The 21,521-nt window shown below is 71.9% G+C and carries 20 protein-coding genes and 3 pseudogenes; 10 read left to right on the forward strand and 13 right to left on the reverse strand.

Annotated elements, in window-relative coordinates; translation table 11 throughout:
* Positions 1-8: 8 nt before the first annotated feature.
* The gene (locus tag ACIBEC_RS11910) at positions 9-992 is read left to right on the forward strand and encodes an ABC transporter ATP-binding protein (RefSeq protein ID WP_360490775.1); all 984 of its coding nucleotides are present in this window, start codon (positions 9-11) and stop codon (positions 990-992) included.
* Complete coding sequence (locus ACIBEC_RS11915; RefSeq protein WP_396287887.1) at positions 989-1,798, forward strand: ABC transporter ATP-binding protein; 810 nt, start codon at positions 989-991, stop codon at positions 1,796-1,798. The genes ACIBEC_RS11910 and ACIBEC_RS11915 overlap by 4 nt, the downstream gene beginning before the upstream one ends.
* A 117-nt stretch (positions 1,799-1,915) precedes the next feature.
* Here the strand turns inward: ACIBEC_RS11915 and ACIBEC_RS11920 are convergent, their stop codons facing one another.
* Together ACIBEC_RS11920 and ACIBEC_RS11925 are read right to left on the reverse strand one after the other, a co-directional pair.
* Positions 1,916-2,416: a GerMN domain-containing protein gene (locus tag ACIBEC_RS11920; protein WP_360509612.1), complete on the reverse strand. Its 501-nt coding sequence runs from the start codon at positions 2,414-2,416 to the stop codon at positions 1,916-1,918.
* A 130-nt stretch (positions 2,417-2,546) separates the two neighbouring features.
* Positions 2,547-2,615: pseudogene (locus ACIBEC_RS11925) on the reverse strand (hypothetical protein); the annotation flags it as partial.
* Here ACIBEC_RS11925 and ACIBEC_RS11930 point away from each other — a divergent pair.
* Together ACIBEC_RS11930 and ACIBEC_RS11935 are read left to right on the forward strand one after the other, a co-directional pair.
* Entirely contained in the window at positions 2,608-3,222 is a 615-nt protein-coding gene (locus ACIBEC_RS11930; RefSeq protein ID WP_360509640.1) for a polysaccharide deacetylase family protein, read from the forward strand. The pseudogene ACIBEC_RS11925 and the gene ACIBEC_RS11930 overlap by 8 nt on opposite strands.
* A 205-nt stretch (positions 3,223-3,427) precedes the next feature.
* A complete protein-coding gene (locus ACIBEC_RS11935; protein ID WP_360509614.1) occupies positions 3,428-4,735 on the forward strand; it encodes an aldehyde dehydrogenase family protein in 1,308 nt (435 codons plus the stop codon).
* A gap of 120 nt (positions 4,736-4,855) precedes the next feature.
* On the opposite strand, the gene ACIBEC_RS11940 is transcribed toward ACIBEC_RS11935, so the two are convergent.
* Positions 4,856-6,670 carry an alkaline phosphatase family protein gene (locus tag ACIBEC_RS11940; protein ID WP_360509616.1) on the reverse strand — a complete coding sequence of 605 codons (1,815 nt, stop codon included), beginning with the start codon at positions 6,668-6,670 and terminating at the stop codon, positions 4,856-4,858.
* 229 nt (positions 6,671-6,899) lie between these two features.
* Between ACIBEC_RS11940 and ACIBEC_RS11945 the strand changes: the two genes are divergently transcribed.
* Together ACIBEC_RS11945 and ACIBEC_RS11950 are read left to right on the forward strand one after the other, a co-directional pair.
* Positions 6,900-7,832, forward strand: coding sequence for an oxygenase MpaB family protein (locus ACIBEC_RS11945; protein ID WP_360509618.1), 933 nt, complete (start codon positions 6,900-6,902; stop codon positions 7,830-7,832).
* Between the two features lie 250 nt (positions 7,833-8,082).
* Positions 8,083-9,435 (forward strand): DUF2254 domain-containing protein, encoded by a 1,353-nt coding sequence (locus ACIBEC_RS11950; RefSeq protein WP_360509620.1) that lies wholly within the window; start codon positions 8,083-8,085, stop codon positions 9,433-9,435.
* Between the two features lie 133 nt (positions 9,436-9,568).
* Here ACIBEC_RS11950 and dacB read toward each other — a convergent pair whose 3' ends face one another.
* From dacB to ACIBEC_RS11980, 6 genes and pseudogenes are all read right to left on the reverse strand, one after another.
* Positions 9,569-11,182, reverse strand: coding sequence for a D-alanyl-D-alanine carboxypeptidase/D-alanyl-D-alanine-endopeptidase (dacB, locus tag ACIBEC_RS11955; protein ID WP_360509622.1), 1,614 nt, complete (start codon positions 11,180-11,182; stop codon positions 9,569-9,571).
* Between the two features lie 194 nt (positions 11,183-11,376).
* A complete protein-coding gene (locus ACIBEC_RS11960; RefSeq protein ID WP_360509624.1) occupies positions 11,377-12,243 on the reverse strand; it encodes a toll/interleukin-1 receptor domain-containing protein in 867 nt (288 codons plus the stop codon).
* 7 nt (positions 12,244-12,250) lie between these two features.
* Positions 12,251-13,840, reverse strand: a complete 1,590-nt coding sequence (locus ACIBEC_RS11965; RefSeq protein ID WP_396287890.1) for a DUF4157 domain-containing protein — start codon at positions 13,838-13,840, stop codon at positions 12,251-12,253.
* Positions 13,841-13,990: 150 nt separating this feature from the next.
* Positions 13,991-14,491 carry a VOC family protein gene (locus ACIBEC_RS11970; RefSeq protein ID WP_360509626.1) on the reverse strand — a complete coding sequence of 167 codons (501 nt, stop codon included), beginning with the start codon at positions 14,489-14,491 and terminating at the stop codon, positions 13,991-13,993.
* A gap of 380 nt (positions 14,492-14,871) precedes the next feature.
* Entirely contained in the window at positions 14,872-15,753 is an 882-nt protein-coding gene (locus tag ACIBEC_RS11975) for a PucR family transcriptional regulator (RefSeq protein ID WP_396287900.1), read from the reverse strand.
* Between the two features lie 69 nt (positions 15,754-15,822).
* Positions 15,823-15,972 (reverse strand): annotated as a pseudogene (locus ACIBEC_RS11980) (helix-turn-helix domain-containing protein); the annotation flags it as partial.
* A 154-nt stretch (positions 15,973-16,126) separates the two neighbouring features.
* Here ACIBEC_RS11980 and ACIBEC_RS11985 point away from each other — a divergent pair.
* Positions 16,127-17,293, forward strand: coding sequence for an NAD(P)/FAD-dependent oxidoreductase (locus ACIBEC_RS11985; RefSeq protein ID WP_360509628.1), 1,167 nt, complete (start codon positions 16,127-16,129; stop codon positions 17,291-17,293).
* Here the strand turns inward: ACIBEC_RS11985 and ACIBEC_RS11990 are convergent.
* Positions 17,275-17,478: a hypothetical protein gene (locus ACIBEC_RS11990; RefSeq protein WP_360509630.1), complete on the reverse strand. Its 204-nt coding sequence runs from the start codon at positions 17,476-17,478 to the stop codon at positions 17,275-17,277. The genes ACIBEC_RS11985 and ACIBEC_RS11990 overlap by 19 nt on opposite strands.
* Positions 17,479-17,511: 33 nt before the next feature.
* On the reverse strand, positions 17,512-17,826 hold the full coding sequence (locus ACIBEC_RS11995; RefSeq protein ID WP_360509632.1) for a hypothetical protein: 315 nt from the start codon (positions 17,824-17,826) through the stop codon (positions 17,512-17,514).
* A gap of 120 nt (positions 17,827-17,946) precedes the next feature.
* Between ACIBEC_RS11995 and ACIBEC_RS12000 the strand changes: the two genes are divergently transcribed.
* Positions 17,947-18,354: a hypothetical protein gene (locus ACIBEC_RS12000; RefSeq protein WP_396287891.1), complete on the forward strand. Its 408-nt coding sequence runs from the start codon at positions 17,947-17,949 to the stop codon at positions 18,352-18,354.
* A 36-nt stretch (positions 18,355-18,390) separates the two neighbouring features.
* Here the strand turns inward: ACIBEC_RS12000 and ACIBEC_RS12005 are convergent, their stop codons facing one another.
* A complete protein-coding gene (locus tag ACIBEC_RS12005) occupies positions 18,391-18,768 on the reverse strand; it encodes a MerR family transcriptional regulator (protein ID WP_360509635.1) in 378 nt (125 codons plus the stop codon).
* A gap of 60 nt (positions 18,769-18,828) precedes the next feature.
* Here ACIBEC_RS12005 and ACIBEC_RS12010 point away from each other — a divergent pair, with 60 nt between their 5' ends.
* Complete coding sequence (locus ACIBEC_RS12010) at positions 18,829-20,166, forward strand: MFS transporter (protein WP_360509637.1); 1,338 nt, start codon at positions 18,829-18,831, stop codon at positions 20,164-20,166.
* Between the two features lie 99 nt (positions 20,167-20,265).
* On the forward strand, positions 20,266-20,994 hold the full coding sequence (locus ACIBEC_RS12015; protein ID WP_360509639.1) for an SDR family oxidoreductase: 729 nt from the start codon (positions 20,266-20,268) through the stop codon (positions 20,992-20,994).
* 170 nt (positions 20,995-21,164) lie between these two features.
* On the opposite strand, the pseudogene ACIBEC_RS12020 reads toward ACIBEC_RS12015, so the two are convergent.
* Positions 21,165-21,521 (reverse strand): annotated as a pseudogene (locus tag ACIBEC_RS12020) (group II intron reverse transcriptase/maturase); the annotation flags it as partial.

A 21,521-nucleotide genomic window follows, 5' to 3' on the forward strand; every position in this document is an offset into this window, starting at 1 on the left:
ACGCTGACGTGACGTCTCGGCAGGACCGCCCGCTGCTGGAGATCGACGGCCTGAGCGTCCTGCTGCCCGCCGGCCGGGCCGCCCGGCCGATCCTGGACGGCGTCTCGCTGCACGTCGCCGCGGGGGAAACCGTCGGCCTGGTCGGCGAGTCCGGCTCCGGCAAGTCCGTCGCCTGCCGCAGCATCCTCGGCCTGCTGCCCGAAGGCGCCCGCGCCGAGGGACAGGTCCGGGTCCGCGGCCGCGACGTGCTCACCCTGGACCGCCCCGGCCTGCGCGAACTCCGAGCCCGCCAGGTCGCCATGGTGTTCCAGGACCCGCGCGCCGCCGTCAACCCGCTGCGCCGGATCGGCGACTTCCTCACCGAGGGCCTGCGCGCCGCGGGCACCCCCACCGACCGGGCCACCGCCCGGGCCGAGCAACTCCTCGACGCCGTCGGCATCGAGGACCCGCGCGGCGCCCTGCGCCGCCACCCGCACGAGTTCTCCGGCGGCATGCTCCAACGGGTCGTCATCGCCGCCGCCCTCGCCGGCGAACCCGAACTGCTGATCGCCGACGAACCCACCACCGCCCTGGACGTCACCACCCAGGCCGAGGTGATCGCCATCCTCACCCGCCTGCAGGCCGAGCGCGGCACCGGACTGCTGTTCGTCACCCACGACCTGGAACTCGCCGCCGCCGTCTGCGACCGGATCCACGTCATGTACGCCGGCCGGATCGTCGAGACCCGGGCGACCGACGACCTGTTCGCGCACCCCCGCCACCCCTACACCGCCGGGCTGCTCGCCTGCACCCCCCGGATCGACCCCGACGCCCCACCCCCCGAACCGGTCCCCGGCCGCCCGCTCTCGCTCGCCGAGGCACCACCCGGCTGCGCGTTCGCCGCGCGCTGTGCCTTCGCCGAACCGCGCTGCTCGGCCGAACGGCCCGCGCTCCGCCCGTGCGGCGACGGCCTCGCCGCCTGCCTGCGCGCCGACGAGGGGATCCTGCCGTGACCGACTCGACCGGCCTGGTGGTCAGGGGACTTCGCAAGAACTTCGGCGCCCGCGCGGTGGTGGACGGAGTCTCCTTCACCCTGCCGCCCGGCGGCTCGCTCGGCATCGTCGGGGAGTCCGGCTGCGGCAAGACCACCACCGCCCGTATGCTCGTCGGGCTGGAGCGACCCGACGGGGGCACCGTCCACCTGGACGGCGCGGACCGCTCGGCGCGGCCCCGGGGCCGCGCCGAGCGACTGGCCCGGGCCCGCGGCGTCCAACTGGTCTTCCAGGACCCGTACGTGTCCCTCGACCCGCGGATCCCGGTCGGCGCCTGCGTCGAGGAGGTGCTGCGGCTGCACTGCGCGCTCGATCCGGCCGCCCGCCGCCGCCGGGTCGCCGAACTCCTCGACCAGGTCGGCCTCGGCGAGCGCGAGGCCGCCGCCCTGCCCCGTCGGCTCTCCGGCGGACAGCGCCAACGCGTCGCCATCGCACGGGCGTTGGCCGCCGAACCGCGGGTGCTGATCCTGGACGAGGCGGTGGCCGCGCTCGACGTGTCGATCCAGGCGCAGATTCTGGACCTGCTCGCCGGGATCCGCCGCGAGTCCGGGATCGCCTTCCTGTTCGTCAGCCACGACCTCGCGGTGGTGCGGCACCTGACCGACGAGGTCGCCGTCCTGCGGGCCGGTCGGGTCGTCGAGACCGGGCCGACCGTCCGGGTGCTCACCGAGCCGCAACACGCCTACACCCGGCTGCTGTTGGACTCCGTCCCGCGCCGCGGCTGGGATCCGGGCCGGATCGCCGAGGCCCGCCGGGCGCTGGCCTGACCGGCCCGGACCGCCCGAGCCGGCCGGGCCCCTGCCGCGGGGGAGGGGCCCGGCCTCATGCCGGGCGCCGGGCAACGGGCGGCGCGCCGGGCCCGTCGGTGCGGGCGCGGGTGCCGGTCAGCCGGTGCGGTGCAGGTCGCACTGCTGCTGGAAGGCGGAGGGTGCGTCGCTGCTGACGATGGCGATCTTCGGCGGCGGTCCGGCCTCCGCGGGGGCGTCCTCGGCGGTGCAGACGAGTTGCCGGATGGCGGGCGCGGACAGCTGCGCGGCGGGCCAGGACAGCCGCAGGGTGACGGTGCCCGGTGCGGCCGTCGCCTGGACACGGGCGTTGGGGGGCAGGTCGCTGTAGAGGCCGGTGTGCTGCTCGGCCCGGTCGGGGCCGGTGACCAGGGTGTCGAGGGTCTGCTGGAGGCTCTCGCGCTGGGCGCCGGGCCGGATGGTCAGGCGGATGCCGTGCTGGTCGAGGAAGTAGAGCCTGGTCCCCGGCTGGATCCCGGTGGCCGGCCGGCCGCTCTTCACAGGGTCGGTGGTGGCGATCGAGCAGCCGCCGAGCAGCGACAGCACCGGCAGCAGCGCGGCGGCAGCGGCCAGGGGCAGGAGGCGAGGGCGAGCGGTCATGTCCGGTCCTCCGCGAGGAACAATTGCGGAAGCCGCCGGTGCCGGACAACTCCCCGGCCGGCCGGTCGAGTTCACGGGGCGCGGACGGGCTGTCCTCGATCCTGGCGCGCAGCCGGTTCACCCCGGCGTCGACCAGGCGGATGTCGTCCCGGCGGCCCAGCCCCCACACCGACTCGAGCAGGTGCTCGCGGCTGAACACCCGCCCGGGGGAGGCGGCCGGCTCCAGCAGCCGCAGTTCGCTGGGGGCGGTGAGCCTCACCATCGACGACGGCCCCGACCCGCTGTGGACGCCCCGCGTCCTGGACGTCCTGGCGCGCAACGGCGCCAAGGCCGTCTTCTGCATGCTGGGCCCCAACGCCCTGGCCCACCCCGACCTCGCCTGGCAGGTCGTCGCGGCCGGGCACCGGCTGTGCGACCACTCCGTCAGCCACGACACGGCCATGGACCACAAGGACGTCGGCTATCAGGAGAAGGAGATCGTCGACGGCCTGCGGATGATCCGGGAGGCCACCGGTGGTGCCGCGGTGGACTACTACCGGGCGCCCGGTGGCGCGTTCACCCCCGAGAGCCGGCAGATAGCGGCGGCCAACGGCCTGCGCCCGCTCGGTTGGAACGTCGACACCCGTGACTTCGAACGTCCCGGCGCCGACAGGATCGTCGAGACCGCCAAGGAGCAGCTGCGCCGCGGCCCAACCATCCTCCTCCACGACGGCGGCGGCAACCGTACGCAGACCGTGGAGGCCCTGGAGCAGCTCCTGCCCTGGCTCAAGGCCAACGGCTACACCTTCAGCTTCCCCGAGCGGTGAGCCGGAGCGGTGAGGCAGGAGCGGGTGAGCCCGAATCGGGTGAGCCCGGAGTCGCCGGATCCGCCGGATTCACCGTGCGGCGCCGGGGCAAATGCTTGACAAACTCAACCTTCCATCCTTAGTGTCGCTCTTGTTCATTGCTTCAGGTGATGAAACTTCCATGTGTGCACGTTGCGCACCACCCCTCAAGGACCGCGAGCCCCCCATGCACGACAGCATTCCTTCAGTGGTCGCCCGACTGCGGGCCGAGTTCGACTCCGGCCGGACCAGGCCGCTCGCCTGGCGCCTGGACAAGCTGGCCGCCCTGCGCGCCCTGCTCACCGAGCAGGCCGAGGTCTTCCAGCAGGCCCTCCACGCCGACCTCGGCAAGAGCGCCACCGAGGCGTACCGCACCGAGATCGGCTTCACGCTCAACGAACTCGACCACACCGTGACGCACCTGGCGGAGTGGCTGCACCCGAGGTCGGCCGCCGTACCGGAGGTCTTCCGCCCGGCCGACGCCCGGGTCGTCCGCGACCCGCTGGGCGTGGTGCTGATCATCGCGCCCTGGAACTACCCGCTCCAGCTGGCCCTGGCCCCGGTGGTCGGCGCCCTGGCCGCCGGGAACACCGTCCTCGTCAAGCCCAGCGAGCTCGCCCCCGCGACCTCCGCGGCCATCGCCGAGCTGCTGCCGCGCTACCTCGGCGAGGAGACCGTCGCGGTCGTCGAGGGCGCCGTCCCGGAGACCACCGCCCTGCTGGAGCAGCGCTTCGACCACATCTTCTACACCGGCAACGGCGCGGTCGGGCGGATCGTCATGGCTGCCGCCGCCAAGCACCTCACCCCGGTCACCCTGGAGCTCGGCGGCAAGAGCCCGGTCGTGGTCGATCCCGGCGCCGACCTCGCCGTCACCGCCCGGCGGATCGCCCGCGGCAAGTTCCTCAACGCCGGCCAGACCTGCGTCGCCCCCGACTACGTCCTCGCCGTCGGCGACACGGCCGCCACCCTGGAGCGGGAACTGGCGGACGCGGTACGGGAGTTGTTCGGCGAGAACCCGGCCGAGAGCGCGGACTACGGGCGGATCGTCAACGAGCGCCACTTCGACCGCCTCAGCGCGCTGCTCGGCGACGGGCGGACCGTCATCGGTGGCGAGCACGACCGCGACACCCGCTACCTCGCCCCGACCGTCCTCACCGAGGTCCCCGCGACCGCCCCGGTGATGAGCGCCGAGATCTTCGGCCCGATCCTGCCCGTCCTGGCCGTCCCCGACCTCGACGCGGCGATCGCGTTCATCAACGAGCGCGACAAGCCGCTCGCCCTGTACGCCTTCACCGAGTCCGCGGACACCAAGCGGCGGCTGACCGAGGAGACCTCCTCGGGCGCGCTCAGCTTCGGCCTGCCGGTCTCGCACCTGGCGATGCCCGACCTGCCTTTCGGCGGTGTCGGCGAGAGCGGCATGGGCCGCTACCACGGCGAGTACTCGATCGAGACGTTCAGCCACGCCAAGGCCGTCGTCGACAAGCCCCTCGGCTGAAACCGCGTCGCCCGCACCGACGGCGACGGCTCGGCGCGATCACCGCGCCGAGCCGTCGCCGTTCGTCGTGCACGCCCAGTGAGGGCCGGGGGCGGCCCGGGGCGTCGGCCGCCGGGGGCGTCAGCCGACGGTCAGGGGGAACGGGCCGGCCAGCACCGAGTAGCCGTCGTTGGCGAGGTAGTACGCGTCGTACGTGCCCGCGCCGTTGAGCTTGCCGGTGGACAGGGTGACGGCGCCGCTCTGGTTCGGCGTGTAGGCCCAGGTCAGCGCGGACCGCGAGCCGGGAATGACGCCCGCCGGGTAGACGCCGACCCAGTTCTTCGCGCTGACCTGCGAGGTGTTCGGCAGGGCGTAGCGGAGGGTGGCGTTGCCTCCGTTTGTCACGGCGGCGAGGTCGCCGGTCAGGGTCGGCCGGGTCGCGGTGGACGGCGCGAAGGCGGCGTTGAGGGGCGTCGCGTAGGTGTCGTTGCCGGTCAGCCCCGGCAGCCCGAGGGCGGCCTCGACGGTGCGGCCGATGCCGTAGTGGTCGTAGTGCAGCGGGCTGCTGGTGGCGGCCGGGACGGTGCCCTGCGAGCCGACGACGACGGTGGCGAGGTGGTTGTAGCCCTCGCTCTCGCTCTCGTCCCAGGTCAGCAGGAGCAGCGAGCGCTGCTGGGTCCAGGCCGGGGAGGCGAGCACGGGGGCGAGGGTCTGCTTCAGCCAGCCGTCCTGGGCCTTCAGGCTGGTGGCGTTGCCGTTGCCGGAGGCCTCGCCGTCGTAGTAGTCGTCGGCCGCGATCCAGGAGAAGTTCGGGGTGGTGGCGGCCGACTGCAGGTCGGTGGTGAGCTGCGAGGTGTCGAAGAGGTGCGCCGCGCAGCGGGCCGGATTGCCGCTGATGTCCGTGTAGTTGATGAACGGCGCGTCGTCGGGCTCGTAGTAGCTGTCGTTGTTCTTGTTGGTGTTGCAGGGCGTGACCATGCCCTGCTCGTAGGCCTTCCAGCTCTTGCCGGCCTCCTCGATGGTGTCACCGAGGTTGCGCTGGGGTGAGTTGATGTTGGGCCAGTAGGTGGCGCCCTTGGTGTAGGTGTCGCCGCCGGCGACGGCGAGGTAGTTCTCGTCGCTCGGGTGGTAGACGCCGTGGGAGTCGGTGAGGGTGGCGCCCTGGGACATCAGGCTGTGGATGAACGGCGTGTCCGCCGGGTCGTTCATGATCTGGGAGTAGTCGGTGTTCTCCATCATGACGACGAACACGTGGTCGTAGCCCGGTACGGCCGAGGCGGGCGGCGTGACCGGCGCGGGCGCGGTGACCGGGGTGTCGAGGGTGAGCGAGAGGTTGTCCAGGTAGCCGGTCTCGTTCGAGGTGGAGAGGAACTGGACCTCGACCTGGACGGACCGGGTGCCGGCCGGGACGGCCCCGGTGGCGCTGCGGGAGAGGAACTGGGTGCTCAGGCCGCGGTCGGTCGCGGAGACGGTCGGCAGCTTGGCGGTCGCGCCGAGCGGGCGGCCGCCGCTGTCCCGGAAGTGCAGGCTGACGGCGACGTAGCCGCTGTAGGCGGCCCAACCGCCCAGCCAGCCGGAGAGGTTGTAGTGCACCGCGCCGCCGTCGATCGCGGTGGCCGCCGAGGAGACGTCGACGGTCTGCGCCATCGAGCCGTCCCCGAAGTTGCCCGGCCCGAAGAAGGCCTTGCCGGGCGTCCGGCCGTCGGTCGGCAGGCCGAAGGAGCCCACCGAATGGCACACGGAGTCGATGCCACCGGCCTGGACCGTCCAGCCGGGGACGGTACTGGCCGCGCTCCAGTCGTTGGTGCAGTAACCGCCGGTCTCCGCGTCGCCGTTGACGATCAGGTTGCCGCTGCCGCCCGCCGCCTGGGCGGTGCCGGGGGTGGCGACGGTCAGTGCGCCGACGAGGGGGAGGGTGGCGAGCAGCCCGCCGAGGGTGCTCCAGCGCAGTGCCATGGGGATACCTCGTGTCGTGGTGAGGGTGGGAGCCATGGCGGTGCGCCATGGGGTGGGACATAGGTATCGGGTCGGGCTGTCCGGCGGAAGAATGTTGGTGGAACTTGGTCAGACAAGTTCGGGCAGAGGGCCTGCACCGGCGAGGGCGGCCCGCCGTAGAGGCGGGGTCCGGCGTCGAAGGCGGTGGGCCCCGTCGGTACGGTGGTGGCCGGGGCGAGGAGGGGTGGGCATGGTGGGGACGGAAACCGGGCCGACCGGGCGGCGGACGCCGCTCGCCGCGCTGCGCGCCAGGCTGCTGGCCGAGATCAACGCGACCGTGCACGGCCAGGACCTGCACCTGGAACGCTACGACCGCCCGGCCGGCGACCCGGGTCTCTTCGGCCCGGACAGCGTGGTGTGGCGGGTGCACGGGCACCCGGCCGGGATGCTGGTGGGCGGCTTCGCGGCGCTGCTGCTGCAGTCCCTGCACCCCCTCGCGATGGCCGCCGTCGACGCACACTCGGACTTCCGGGTCGACCCGACCGGGCGGCTGAACCGGACGGCCCGGTTCGTCACCACCACCACGCTCGGGTCGACGGCGGCGGCCGAGCAGGCGATCGCGGGCGTACGCAGGATCCACCCCCGGATCAGCGGCACGGCACCGGACGGCCGCCCCTACCGCGCCGACGATCCGGAACTGCTCACCTGGGTGCACACGGCCGAGGTGTACAGCTTCCTGACCGGCTACCAGGCCTACGCCGCCACCCCGCTGTCCGCCGCCGAGTGCGACCGCTACTACGCCGAGGCGAGGCGCGTCGCCGAACGGCTGGGCGCGCGCGACGTCCCCCGGTCCCGCGCCGAGGTGGGGGCCTACCTGGCCGGGATCCGGCCGCAGTTGCGGGTCACGCCGCCGGCCCTGGACGTGCTCCGGCTGCTGCGCGGCTTCGGCCGCAGCCGCCGCGAGCGTGCCGCCGTCCGGGTGCTGACGAACGCCTCGATCGACCTGCTGCCGTCCTGGGCCAGGGCCGAACTCGGCGTACGGCGGCCCTGGTTGGTCCGCGCCTGCTGGGACCGCCCGCTGGCGCGGACCGGCGGTCGGATCATGGTCTGGGCCTGTGGCCCCTCGCAGATCCGCGCCGCCGCGTACGCCCGGGCCACCGCCGCGCCGCAGGACGCCGGTTGACGCCGGCCGACACCCGTCGGCACCTGGTGCCACCGGTCGACGCCGGAACCGGCTGATCGACGTCAGAGGCGCGCGCACCGGCCGGCGAGGGGGCGGCACCGGAGCTGGTGCCGGTCTCGGGCCGCTGCCCGGAGCGCCGGAGCGAGCAGGCCGGTGCCGCCTTTCAACCGTGATATCCGGGTTCGGTTGTTTAGGGTTGGTATGCGGGAGCACGGGGTGAATCCGGGCCGGTGTACGGGAGGTGGGCGCTGTGATCCGTGGGGTCCACCTGGAGGCGCAGTGGCGGCAGGAGGCGCTTCGGACGAATCTGTGGCTCGTGCCGATCCTGGAGGTGGTGCTCGCCGGGGCGCTGTTCGCGATCACCGTGTCGCTGGACCAGGCGGCGTACCACCGAGACCTGGAGCTGCCGTCGTGGGTGGTCAGCGGGGCGGCGGACGCGGCGCGGCAGGTCCTGGCGGCGATCGCCGCGTCGCTCATCACGGTGGTGGGCGTGGTGTTCTCGATCATGATCGTGACGCTGACACTGGCCTCCACCCAGTTCGGGCCGCGCATGCTGCGCACCTTCATCCGCGACCGCACCACGCAGCTCACGCTGGGCACCTTCGTCGGGACGTTCGTCTACGCGATCCTCGCGCTGGTCGTCATCGGGCCGGGCCCGTACGGCGACTTCGTGCCGCACCTGTCGATCACCGTGTGCATGGTCCTGGTGCTCGCCGACCTCGCCGTGCTGATCTTCTTCATCCACCACATCGCCACCTCGATCCAGCTGCCCCGGGTGATCGCGAGCATCGCGGCCGAGCTGTCCGAGGCGATCGAGGCGAGCGCGGGCGGGGCGGAGCCGGCGGGCGCCGCGCGGGGGCCGACGGCCGAGGAGCTGAGCGTCCGGCTGGACACCGAGGGGGCGGCCGTTCCGGCGCCGGCCAGCGGGTACCTCCAGTTCGTCCGGCACCGCACGCTGGTGCGGATGGCGACCGAGCTGGACGCCGTCATCCGGCTGGACCACCGGCCCGGGCACTTCCTGGTCCAGGGCCACCAACTGGCCACCGTCTGGCCCCCCGGCGCGGCGCCCGAGGTGGCCCGCAGCTTCGCGCGCGCCCACGTCGCGGGCTCGACGCGCACGATCGCCCAGGACATCGCCTTCGCGGTCGACCAGCTCGTGGAGATCGCCATCCGCGCGCTGTCCACCGCGGTGAACGACACCTTCACCGCCCTGACCTGCATCGACTGGCTCGGCGAGGGCCTGTGCCGGATCGCCGCCCGCTGGAGCCCGAACCCGGTCCACCGGGACGACGCCGGGTACATCCGGGTGATGACCGTGCCCGTCAGCTACGAGCGGCTCGTCCAGCGCGCGTTCGAGAAGATCCGACAGGCCGCTCCCGGGATGCCGGCCGTGCTGATCCGCCAGCTCGACGCGCTGGCGGAGATCATGGCCGAGACGAGGACCGAACAGCAGCGGCAGGTGCTCCTGGCCCAGGCCAGGATGATCGAGCGCCTCAGCCGGGAGTCTGTGACCGAGCCGGCCGACCGGGAGGACGTGCGGCGGCGCTACCGCGCGGTGCTGGCGGCGTACGAGCAGGCGCAGCGGGCGCAAGGACCGGCCTGACGTCAGGCCCGCGGCGGCGATCGGCCGGAGGTCGCAGACGCCGGGGAGGCGCGTGGTCGGCGTCGACCACGCGCCTCCCCGGGCGCCGGAGTCCGGCAGGATCGGAGTGCGGAAGGACCGGAGTGCGGCAGGATCAGGGGGCGTTCCGGCCCTCCGGGGCGCGGTGCCCGGCCGAGGCCTGCTCCTGGAGCAGTGCGGCGACCTGGTTGACGTCGTCGAAGATGCGGATGACGTCGTTGATGTCGGTGGCCGAAGCGCCGTTCACGCCGACGAAGAACAGGTGCAGACAGCCGTCGTCCGTCTCCAGGTAGCCGGCCAGGTTCTCGGCGTTGTAGGCGATCCGCTGGTTGAGGTCGTCGGCACCCACGATGGTGCCGGGCTTGGCGAAGACCTTGCCCTTGGCCGGGCAGTCGGTCGCGCAGGAGATCGCGAGCGAGCCGTCGACGCCGAGGATCGGCAGGGAGTGGCGGAAGGCGTCCGCGTCGGGGGTGTGCAGCCAGTAGGCGAGGAGCTGGTCGAGGCCGGTGGGGGTGGCGCGGTCCTGGAAGACACCGCCGCGTCCGTCGGCGAGCTGGAACTGGGTCGGGTCGACGTGCGCCACGTCGACGAGGAAGTCGTGTTCGACGCCGAAGCCGTCGAAGCAGTCCTTGCTCCCGCGCGTGACGGCCATGTTGCACAGGGCCAGGTTGGCGCCGAGGTTGTGGCTGACCTTGAGGATCAGCTTGGCGTACTGGCTGTACGGCGGGGAGACGTACGCGGCCACCTGCGGGTCGCCGTCGTAGGAGGCGGGCAGCTTGCCGTCCGGGTTCGGGCCGGTCGGGTCGGCGGTGACGCTGACGCCGGCGCGGGCGAGCGCCTCGATCAGGGCGGTGCGGCCGAAGGCGTTCGGGTCCTGGACGTCGGAGATGCGCAGGACGGGCTGCGCGTCGGCGGCGATGGTGCCGCTGAGGGTGATCTGCGTGCCGTCGGGGGAGGCGGAGACCTGGATGTTCGTCGGGCCGCCGGCCGCCACCGTCTGCACGGTGGAGGTGACCCGGTAGGGGGCGACCTGGGGGCGCCAGGTGAGCTGGGCGGTCTGGCCGGGGGCGGTGGGGGTGGTGAGGAGGTCGATGACGTTGTCGTTGATGATCAGCGGGGTGGGCTGCGGGTCCAGCGCCGGGGGCGCGAACAGCCTCGCGTCGACGACGACGTCACCGTCGACCCGCGTGATGCCCGCGTCGCGGACCTGGTGGGCGATCATGTCCAGCCCGGCGAGCGGGTCCTCGGGGGTGAGGGTGGCGCCGGGCAGATCGTTGGCGCTGGTGTGGTCGATGGCGGTGTAGTCGACGGTCCCGTCGGGCCTGGTCCGGCCGCCCATCGTGAGGTCGCCCTGGGCGACGAGCGCGAGGTTGCCGTCGAGGGTCGAGCCGGTGCGCGTGCCGGTGGCGAGGAGCGGGGTGGTGAAGTGGTGGTCGGGGCCGAGCGTGTGCCAGGCGCCCGAGATGGTGACGAGCTTGACGGTCGAGCCGGGGACGAAGAACTGGTTCGCGAACCGGGAGTGGAACACCTGGCCGGTCGCGGGGTCGGTCTCCAGCACGCCCCACTGCGCGTGCTCGTATCCGGGCTTGTGCATGATCGCCTCGATGGCGGGCCCGAGGTCGTCGTCGTGCGCCGCGGCCGGGGGCGCGGCGGTGGTGCCCGCCACGGCGGCCAACGTCGCTCCGGCGGCGGCCCAGGCCAGCAGGCGGCCGCGGATCGTTCGTCTCATGTGTGCGTCCCGTCGTCGTCTCTGGGGTTCGGCAGACCCGTCGCAGGCAGGTGCGGACCGGCTGCGGACCGGCTGCTCATGGGGCGGATCGTAGGAACCCGGACGACGTACTTCTCGGTACCGGTCGGCGTGCTGACGGTGTGTGGCGGGAAAGTCCACCGGTCAGCCGAACGGCGGGACGGGCCGACGGCGGGTCAGCCGGTGCGGCCGCGGGTGAGGCGGTAGCGCCGGGGGTCGGCGATGCCGTGCAGGTCCTCGGCGGTGAGGGTGTCGCCGTCGCCGCCGAGCATCCGCAGGTGCCGCGGCTCGTGCACCGGGCGCAGCCCGAAGGAGGACGTCAGCTCCAGGTCGAGCCGGCCCTCGGTGCGGGCGAACGACCAGTGGCCGGTGACCTTGCCCTTCAGGCCGGCCCGGAGGTGGGTGCCCGTCAGGTCGCCGCCCTCGACGGAGCCGTCCGGTGCCGCCGCGTCCGCCGGGCCGGCCGAGGGGGTGAGCTCCAGGTCCAGGGACTCGCCGTGCTGGGCGTCGCTCTCGATCGTCCAGCGGCCGGGCTCCACCGCCGCACCGCCCGACGGGTCCGCTCCGGGGCCGCCGGGCCGGGCGTCGGCGGGCCGGGTGTCCAGCATCCGGTGGACCGCGGCGTCCGCCTCCCGGGCGTCATCGCCGGGCGGCAGTTGTTCCACCCGGCCCTGCCCCGGCGGCAGGGCCGTCGCGTCGAGCGGCCAGACCAGGCAGGGCTTGTCGAACGAGGCCGCGTACTCGCGCTGCGCCCGGACGTGCGGGTCCTCGGCGGCGTCCCGGGACCACAGGAGCAGGAACAGGTCGCAGGCCCCCAGCTCCTGCAGTACCGGCTCGGCGGGCAGGCCGTCGGAGAGGTCGCGGGACTCGTCCAGGGCGGTCCGGGCACCCCCGGCGCGCAGCCGGGCGTCCAGGTCGGTGGCCCGGTCGGCGTCCGCGGGCGCGTGGGCGAGGAAGACCCCGGGGCGCTTCCGCCCCTCGGTGTCGCCGTGCCTGTCGTCGTGCCTGTCGTGGTGCCTGTCGTGGTGCTTGTCGTCGTGCATCGGTACCTCAGATCTCCGCTTCGTACGTTTCCTGGTCGCGGCCGTGGTGCCAGGGGGCCTTCGGGTCGTAGGAGGCGAGGTAGTAGTCCGCCTCGCAGGTGTACGTCTCGGGGAACAGCTGGTGCGCCCGCTGCCTCAGGATGTCCATGGCCGCGAGCTCGTTGGCCAGCCCCTGCTGGTCCTGTTCGGCCGCCGGCTTGGCTTTCTCCTCGTCCACCAGGGCCTGGGCCGCCGCGAGGTTGTCCTTCAGGAACTGCGGCCACTGTGCGGGATCGTTGCTGTACGTGTAGTGCGGTGTCACCCGGTAGTGGATCAGCTTGGGCCACCCGGCGTTGGGGTTCTTCAGCGGCGCCTTCTTGTCCAGGACGTGGGTGACGGTCGGGTGCGCGTCCTGGTACGGCTTCAGCGCGGCCGCGCTCGTGGCGGTCCCCCGGACCTGCTGCCCGGGGGCGGCGAAGCCGATCATGTCGCCGCCGAGGTCGATCGGATGGTTGGCCGCGATCCACTGCTCGTAGTCCGCGGCCAGGCCGTTGGTACCGCTCTGCATCGCGGTGCGGATGGGGTTCTCGACCTTGTGGAAGTGCTCGTTGGTGTTGGACTTGGCGGAGCCCAGGAAGATGTTCCAGGCGGTGTCGTTGGCGCCCGCGACGAAGTCTCCGTTGATCGCGTGCATCGCGGTGGCCGCGTTCTGCTGGCCGTTGGCGCGCACCAGGTTGCGGTCGGCCGCCTTCATGACGGTGAAGTCCGAGGGCTCGCCGGGTGACGAACCGCCACCGCCGTTGTTGAGCAGTCGCTCCAGGTACAGCGAGTTCCCGAGGGTGCCGCCTCCGGGGTAGACCAGGCCGGCCCCGTTCAGCACATCGGTCTGGAGGTTGCCGAGCGTCGCGCCGCTGGGCGTCATCGTGGCGAACGGCGTGAAGGCGGCCGCCCGCTGCAGCACGGCCTCCCCGGTGTGCGGGCACGCGCCGTGCCCGTCCGCGTGCTCCTCGGCCGGCTCCGCCGTGGCGGGCCCGGCGCCGGCCACCGCCCTGCGCATCACCCGGACGGCGTTCGCCTCGGCCTCGCGCTCGAACCGGTCGGACGGGTCGGAGACCCTGAGCCCGGAGCCGTTGTCGGCGCCCGCGACCGGGCCCCGGCGCTGCTGGAGGACATGGGTGAGCTCGTGGGCCAGGGTGTGCCGGTCGCCGCCGCCCTCCCCGATGACGACGTGGTTGCCGGAGGTATAGGCGCGGGCGCCGACCTCGGCGGCGGAGGCGCGGGCGGCACTGCCGTCGTGGAGGCGGACGTCGGAGAAGTCGGCGCCCATCCGGCCCTCCATCTCGGAGCGGACGGCGGCGTCCAGTGGACGGCCGGGCGTGCTCAGCACGTCGTGGACGGCGGAGCGCTGCACCGTCGGCCGGGGCCCCACCCCGCCGGCCCGCCCGCCCGGTCCTCCCGCCCCTGCCTGGCGGAGCATCTGGAGGACGGCCCGGTTCCCGGCGGTGGCCTGCACCCCCATCAGGTCCGGCCGGGCGCTCCGGCCGCCGCCGCGGGGAGAGCGGGCCGGTGTACCGGCGCGTCCGGCGGCCTGGGCCCGGGCGTTCTCTCGGGCGTGCAAGGGGGCATGCAAATGGGGCCTCTTCCCGCGAAGGACCAGCGACCCTTCCTGCCTACGCGCTCGGCGGCCGGGGCGCCAGGGCCCCGAGGGCAGACCCTGGTGCCTCCGTGGTACCCCGGGCGGGCAAGCCCGTCGGTTCCGGGGCGGGCCTCAGGTGGCGGAGCCGGCGGCAGCGCCGGTGGCCAGGTCGGTGCCCCAGCGGGCGATGGCCGCCTCCAGGTCCAGGGGGCCCGTCTTCGGCGCTTCGCCGGCCGCCGACCAGTCCTCGCGCGGGACTCGCCACATCACCTCGAACTCGTTGCCGTCCGGGTCCTTGGCGTAGAAGGACATGGAGTGGTGGTGGTCGGTGGCGCCGACCAGCGCCCCGCGCTCGCTGAGTGTCCGGCCGATCTCGGCCAGCTCGCCCAGCGTCCCGACCTCCCAGGCCAGGTGGTAGAGGCCGACCCGGCCCGGCTGCGGGCCGGGTGCGTCGGCGCCGATCGCGAACAGGCCGAGGTCGTGGTCGTTGAGCGTCTCCTGGGCGCTGAGGAAGGCGGCCCGCCCGGGGAACTCGGTGTCGACCTTGAAGCCCAGCGCCTCGGTGTAGAACGCGACCGAGGTCGCGACGTCGCGGACGTAGAGCACCGCGTGGTTGAGGCGGCGTACCGGCATGGGCTTTCTCCTTGCGAGGTTCAAACTCGAACTGAATCGCTTCGACGATAGCTACTGGTTTTAATTTGAACAACAAGAGGATCGGCTGGCTGTCCCAGGTCTTCCCGCTGATCTACGTCCTCCTTGCCATCCCTGCCGGCATCGCGCTCGACCGGTTTCTGCGTCCGGCCCTTGTGGTCGCCCGAAGCCGAGAGCACGGCGGCCGGACTCATCTGGATGGCGGGCAATCTGGGAGGAGTACTGCTGGCGACGGCAGTCGGACTGTTCGTCACCCGCCCGGCGATCGCGTTCGCGGCCCTGTTGGCCGCTACCGTGCTCGCCGTCCCGGCACTTCGCTGGTTCAGGAAGCTCGAGTACCAGGACGACCCCGCGCTGCGAGTTCAGCTCGGACTGGTCGCGATGATGTCGGGCGCGATGTCCAGCACGAGGAGCGCCGCCGCCACGTGGGTCGGGTTGTCCTCCACCTTGACCGCCGAGAGCTCGTTGGCGCGTGATACCCGCCGTTCGACGGTGTTCCGATGTGCGTAGAGGTTGGCGGCTGCGCGGGTGGTGTTGAAGCCGCACTGCAGGTAGGTGAGGAGCGCCCGCCGCAGGGGGATGTCGGCTTCGGCCAGCGGCCCGAGAGTGCCGATGACGAACCGGCGTGCGCCGGCACGGTCCTTGGTGAGCGCGTCGATCAGCTCGACGTCGGCGTAGGCGGTGAATCGCCGGTCGGAGCCGAGCCGGATGACCAGCGCCTGCGCCGCGAGAGCGTCCTGGTGGCTCGACCTGAACCCTTCGAGTCCGCGTCCGGGCTTTCCCACCGCCGCGCGGACCTCGTCAGCCGTCGCCATGGCCTTCTCCACGTGGTGAAGGTCCGGGATACCCGACCCCGAGAGCCAGATCCAACGCGACGTGGCGCCGGCACGCGCCACCAGGGCGCTTCGACCTGCGGCGGCGGAGCGCACGGCCGCGATCGCTTCGTCCAGCGCGTCGACCTGCAGAGGATCATCGATCCACAGCACGAGACCTACGTGCCACCGCGCCATCCGGTAGTGCAGGCGCCCCTCGGCGAGATCCTCCGCCATCGGCGCCCCGCTGGCGATCAGCTGGATCAGTGCGATCGCCTCGGCATCCGCATTGCCCATCGCAGCGGCGAGGCCGGCTTCGCGCAGGGCCAGGACCGAGTCGAGGGCGTACTGCACCAGCGACTGCGCCGACACGTCCAGGACGCCCACGAGAAGGTCACGGTCGGCGCAGTCGCCGCGCATTCCTCCAGCCACCGCCGCCATCCGATCCCCAGTGCCACACGCCAGGCACCGGCGAAGTCGGGCGCGATGCCACGGGAGACGAGATCGCTGGTAGACCGGTGGCCGGTCCGAGGCCAGAGCCCGCGCCACCGTGCCCCGGGAGATCCCCAACTGCCGGGCCACAGCCCGCGCCGACAACCCCTCGGCTCGATGCAGCCGACGGATCTCAGCCCAGTCCTCCACCCCAATCACCTCTTCCCTCCTGACTCCCGTACCAGTGAAGTCAGGATGATCAAGAGATCACGAAGTGACCCGCTTTTGATCCGCCGTCCGTGGCCCTCGTTTCAACCGTTGCCGACAGCTGGTGACAGTGAGGTCACCACCGCGGGAACAGCGAGGAAATGCCATGACAACTGAGGTGCTTGACGCCGTCGAGGAGTTCGACGTGGTCGTCATCGGAGCGGGGATCTCCGGAATCGGTGCGGCCAGCCATTTCAGCCGAGAACTCCCCGGCAAGTCCCTGCTCGTGCTCGAGGGCCGCGACAACATCGGCGGCACGTGGGATCTCTTCCGCTACCCGGGCATCCGCTCGGACTCGGACCTCCACACGTTCGGCTACGAGTTCAAGCCGTGGCGTCACGAAGCCGCGATCGCCGATGCGCCGCTGATCCGCGACTACCTCCGGGAGACGGTCGAGGAGAACCACCTGGAGCGTCTCATCAGGCTGCGCCACCGGGTCGTCCGGGCCGAATGGTCCTCGGGCGACTCGCGGTGGACCCTCACCGTCGAGGCAGCCGACCCCGCCGGCGGAGGGACCGTCACCAAGACGATCCGTGCCGGATGGGTGTTCGCCGCCACCGGCTACTACCGGTACGACGAAGGGTTCTCCCCGCAGTTCCCGGGACGCGACGACTTCGAAGGCACGGTCGTCCATCCGCAGCACTGGCCCGAGACGCTCGACTACAGCGGCAAGAAGGTCGTCGTCATCGGCAGCGGCGCGACCGCGATCACGCTGGTGCCGGCGATGACCGCCGGGCCGGGCGCCGCACGGCACGTGACGATGCTGCAGCGCACCCCGACGTACGTCCTGGCGCTGCCTCGCGTCGACGGGGTCGCCCTGGCGCTCACGAAGGTGGTCGGGCAGAAGCGCGGGTACGCCGTGACGAGGTTCAAGAACATCTGGATCGACCGCGCCGTCGTCAAGGGACTGCGGACGTTCCCGAAGGCCGGGCGCCGGTTGATCCGGCGCGAGAACCTCAAGCGGCTGCCCAAGGGGTTCGACGTCGACAAGCACTTCAACCCGCCGTACGACCCGTGGGACCAGCGGCTGTGTCTGGCGCCGGACGGCGACTTCTTCGACGCGATCAAGAAGGGTTCCGCGACCGTCGTCACCGACACGATCACGCGGTTCAGCAGCCGCGGCATCGTGCTGAGCTCGGGTGAGGAACTGGAAGCGGACATCATCGTCACCGCCACGGGGCTGAAACTGCAGCTCTTCGGCGGCATGCCCATCGTGGTCGACGGCAGCGAGATCGACATCGCGGACTCGGTCTGCTACCCGCCCGACTCCTGACCCACCTCGCCGCCGAAACCCGTCCGATCAGCCACGACCTGCTGGACGAACTGCCCCACGGGCACGCCGAACGCCACCTTCGCCACACCCTGATCGCCACCGGCGTCCTCCCGCCCCGCAACGACGACCTTGAACGCATCCCCGTCTGGCTCGACACCCAGCTCGCCGAAAGACCCCCGCACCACGGCCGACTCCTCCGCCCGTTCACCACCTGGGTCCTACTCCGCCGAGCCCGCCGCCAAGCCGCCGGCCGCCTGCACACCACCTCCGCAGCCCAGCAGATCCGCCGCCGCGTCCACCAAGTCCTCGTATTCCTGGACTGGCTCGACGCCCACCACATCGACCTGCTCCACCTCGACCAAGACCAGCTGGACACCTGGCTCGCCGCGAATCGCTCCCGCTACGAGATCAAACCGTTCCTCAACTGGGCCGCCCAACACGGCCTCACCGCCCCGCACACGGTCGCCACGCCACCCACCGCCACCGCTGCCCCGGTCCTCACGGAGGAAGAACGCTGGCAACAGCTCCGCCACTGCCTCACCGACACCGCCCTACCGCTGGAGGTTCGCGTCGCCGGCTCCCTCGTCCTCCTCTACGGCATCCCCGGCGAACGCCTGCGACACCTGACCACCGACCAGATCCACGGCACCACAATGGGAAAGACGTTCCTCAAACTCGGCCAAGCGAGACTGTGGATCCCACCCCGCCTGGCCGAACTCCTTCACCAACTCGCCGACGCGCCACGCCAGCGCTCTGCCCTGACCCGAACCCTCACCGACCAAACCCCGTGGCTGTTCCCCGGCGTCGTGCCTGGCCAGCCACTCAGCCGCAAAGCGTCCAACGACCAGCTCGTACATCAGGGCGTCCACACCAGAGCGGCGCGCACCGCAGCCCTGATCGCCCTCGCCACCGACCTGCCCGCACCAGTGCTGGCCGATCTCCTCGACGTCCACATCCACACCGCACTGAAGTGGGCCCGTCACGCTCAACGCGACTGGACCACCTACCTCACCGCGCGCGCCGGCGGCCTCGCCGACACTGCGGAACCACGTCAGCCATGAACGTCACCCCCCCTGGCAGCCGGGCCGCCCGAGTGGCTAGAGCGCCAGGAGCACGCACTGATCGAAGTTCATGCAGCCGCACGCCATGCAGTCCGCGACCGCCCGGCGCAGCGCCTGTGTCCGGGTGATGTGTTCGTCGAGTTCGGGGAGTTTGCGAGCGGCCAGCTCGCGCCACTGGCGGGTGGCCCCTGGTGAGGCGTCACCGTTCAACAGGCGGGCGATCTCGGCGAGGGTGAAGCCGGCCCGCTGCGCCATCCGGATGAGCGCGACCCGCCGGACCGTGCTGACCGGCCAGACCCGTCGGCCCGCCTCGCGACGGGCGCCCGGCAGCAGCCCGCGCTCCTCCCAGTAGCGCAGCGCGGACGCCCGCACCCGTGCTGTTCGGGCCAGTTCGCCGATCCCCAGATACCGCACGCCAACGCTCCCCCTGGCCGGCTTGACTTCACGCGCGCTTGAAGCACGAGTGTGACGTGCATGCTCTCATCTCTGGGGCGCGTGCTGCCCGGGGCCTACCGCCCGCTGCTCGCCGTCCGCCCGTTCCGCCAACTGCTGCCCGTCTTCGCTCTGTCGGACCTGGGGGACGGCATGAGCACCATTGCCGTTGCCTGGCTGGCGCTTTCACTGGCCCCGCACGATGGGCAGGGCACGCTGGTCGGGATCAGCGTCGCCGCCTACACGCTGCCGGGCGCGCTCGGCGCACTGGTACTGGGTCGCTGGCTGCGGCGGCTGTCGGCACAGCGGCTGCTGGTCGCCGACGCCGTCCTGCGGTCCCTGCTGCTGGGCGCGATCCCGGTCGCGCGCCTGACCGGCATGCTCAGCCCGACCGGCTACGTCATACTGCTGGCCGTCTCCTCGCTCTTCCACGCCTGGGGCAAGGCCGGCAAGTACGCGCTGTTCGCCCCGCTGCTGGACGACGGTCTGCGGCTGGCCGCGAACAGCGTGCTGAGCACCAGCATGTCGAGTGCGACTGTGCTCGGCCCCGCGCTGGCGGGCCTGCTGGCGGGCACGGTGTCGCCGGCGTGGATCATCGGCCTGGACGCGGTCACCTTCGCCGTGCTCGCGGTACAGGCCGGCCGGATCGCCCTGCCGGCGGCACCGGCCGGGCCGTCCGTTGCCGGCACCGCGCGGCAGGGGCTGGGCGTGCTCTGGCACCACCCGGACCTGCTCGGACTGCTGCTGCTGACGTGGCTGTTCAACCTCGCCTACGGCCCGGTCGAGGTCGCGCTGCCGCTGTTCGTCGTACGCTCCCTGAACGACGGCGCGGGCCTGCTCGGCGCCTACTGGGCCGTGTTCGGCGCAGGAGCCGTCATCGGGGCGCTCGGTGCCGGAGTGGCCAGGCGACTGCCACTGTGGCCGACCATGCTCGCCATCGTCGCGGGCCACGGCATCGCCCTGCTGCCCTTCGCGGCCGCCCACACCGCCGTGCCGTCACTGATCGGCTTCGCCGCGGCGGGGGTCATCTACGGACCGTACTCCGTGCTGTCCCTCGCGCTGATCCAAAGCAGGGCGCCGAGCGGCTCGCTCACCACTGTGCTCGCTGCTCGCAGCGCGGTGCTCATCACGGCCTCGCCACTGGGTGCCACGCTCGGCGGGCTGCTCGTGAACCGTGTGGCCACGCCGGTCCTGCTGAGCGGTTGTGGCCTCGCCATGATCCTCACAGCCGCCCTCGCCGCCGCCTCCTACGGCTGCCACGCCTTGCGGCGGCGTCGGCGAGTCGTCACGCCCACTGACTCGGACCTGGGCGCCGGCGGCTGCCGCGACCATGCCGGCCGTGCGCAGGCGACCTCCACCTCAGCCGATCGCCCCATCTGACCATCACCCGTCCACGAACTTCCGCGGAGCAGCACCAACGGTGCAGGTCACCCACCGCAATGCACCGCACCAATCGATCCACGAACCGGGAGCCACATCATGAGATTGGACAACCACCGTGTCGTCATCACGGCCGCCGGCCGCGACTTCGGGCGAACCCTGGCCGTCCGCCTCGCGGACCTCGGCGCTGAGGTCTTCCTCTCAGCACGCGAACTCGCCGCCGCTCAACGAGTCCGCGACGAGATTCGCGACCGCGGCCATCAGCGGGTGCACGCCTTCGCCTGCAATCTGACGGACCCCGCCTCAATCCGCGACTTCGCCTCCAGCGTCGCGGAACACACGGACCGCGTCGACGTGCTCATAAATAACGGCGCCCGCTGGCTGGAAGGGCCGAACCTGCTGTCCGCAACCGACGCCGACGTTGTCGACACCATCGCCTCCGGCGTCACCGGCACAGTCCTGACCGTGAAGAACTTCCTCCCTCTCCTGCTCAACTCGGACATGCCAGATGTCGTGACCATGGTCTCCACGTGCGGAACACCGGGCCACTACCGGTCGGACGCTCACGACGCCTTCTACGCCGCCAAGAGCGCCCAGGCAGGCTTCACTGAGATCCTCTCCAAGCGCCTGCGACCCCGAGGAGTTCGGGTGATATCTCTCTACCCGCCCGACTTCGACAACGCCGACCCGCTCTCCGAGGAGTGGGAAACCACCCCACGCGAATCCAAGGACGCCCTCACCGCGCACTCACTCGTGGAGTGCATCCTCTTCGCAGTCACCCAGCCCCGCGACTGCTTCATCAAGGCATTCCACTTCGAACAGGTCTGAACGATTTGCACGCCATACACGGCGGCTGATGCCAGGTCCGGAGACCCACCACGGCTCCGGACCGCAGGCATTGCCGGGTAGGAGCGGCGGGTCACCCCGCCGCTCCCCCCTCAGAACCGTGCGAGCCACTCCTCGCGGCACACGGCTCATGCAAGCCCCACAGGGGCGATTCAGGAGAGCTGTGCTGTGCTCCTGCGTTGGCGGATGAGATATCCGCGGCGACAGGAAGCGTGTACGAGCCGGGTCCCGTCATCGTTTGACCGCAAGCCTGGTCTCCCATGGTGAACGAGGTAGTCGGCCGTGATCGCCTGGCGGGCGATCCGCAGCCACCATCGCTCCCATTGCTCAGGAGACTCAGGGGGTTGTTCGGCGAAGAGGAGATGGTCGCCGCACAGTGGACAACGCGCTTCCTGCTTGGTGAGCAGGCGGAGCGTGTACTTGTCGAGCGGCGGCTTGACCTTCTTGCGCCGAGTTGCCCAATAGTCAGTCAGGGAGGGGTCATCGGGTGATGCCTTCCCCTTGACCAT

It is taken from the genome of Kitasatospora sp. NPDC051164 (assembly GCF_044455625.1).
Classification (GTDB): domain Bacteria; phylum Actinomycetota; class Actinomycetes; order Streptomycetales; family Streptomycetaceae; genus Kitasatospora.

Coding starts and splice junctions, on each gene's coding strand:
- ACIBEC_RS12010 (WP_360509637.1), top strand. CDS start 18,829: ATGCTCTCATCTCTGGGGCGCGTGCTGCCCGGGGCCTACCGCCCGCTG.
- ACIBEC_RS11985 (WP_360509628.1), top strand. CDS start 16,127: ATGACAACTGAGGTGCTTGACGCCGTCGAGGAGTTCGACGTGGTCGTC.
- ACIBEC_RS11960 (WP_360509624.1), bottom strand. CDS start 12,243: ATGCACGACGACAAGCACCACGACAGGCACCACGACAGGCACGACGAC.
- ACIBEC_RS12015 (WP_360509639.1), top strand. CDS start 20,266: ATGAGATTGGACAACCACCGTGTCGTCATCACGGCCGCCGGCCGCGAC.
- ACIBEC_RS11970 (WP_360509626.1), bottom strand. CDS start 14,491: ATGCCGGTACGCCGCCTCAACCACGCGGTGCTCTACGTCCGCGACGTC.
- ACIBEC_RS11945 (WP_360509618.1), top strand. CDS start 6,900: ATGGTGGGGACGGAAACCGGGCCGACCGGGCGGCGGACGCCGCTCGCC.
- ACIBEC_RS11920 (WP_360509612.1), bottom strand. CDS start 2,416: ATGACCGCTCGCCCTCGCCTCCTGCCCCTGGCCGCTGCCGCCGCGCTG.
- ACIBEC_RS11940 (WP_360509616.1), bottom strand. CDS start 6,670: ATGGCACTGCGCTGGAGCACCCTCGGCGGGCTGCTCGCCACCCTCCCC.
- ACIBEC_RS11935 (WP_360509614.1), top strand. CDS start 3,428: ATGCACGACAGCATTCCTTCAGTGGTCGCCCGACTGCGGGCCGAGTTC.
- dacB (WP_360509622.1), bottom strand. CDS start 11,182: ATGAGACGAACGATCCGCGGCCGCCTGCTGGCCTGGGCCGCCGCCGGA.
- ACIBEC_RS12000 (WP_396287891.1), top strand. CDS start 17,947: ATGGGAAAGACGTTCCTCAAACTCGGCCAAGCGAGACTGTGGATCCCA.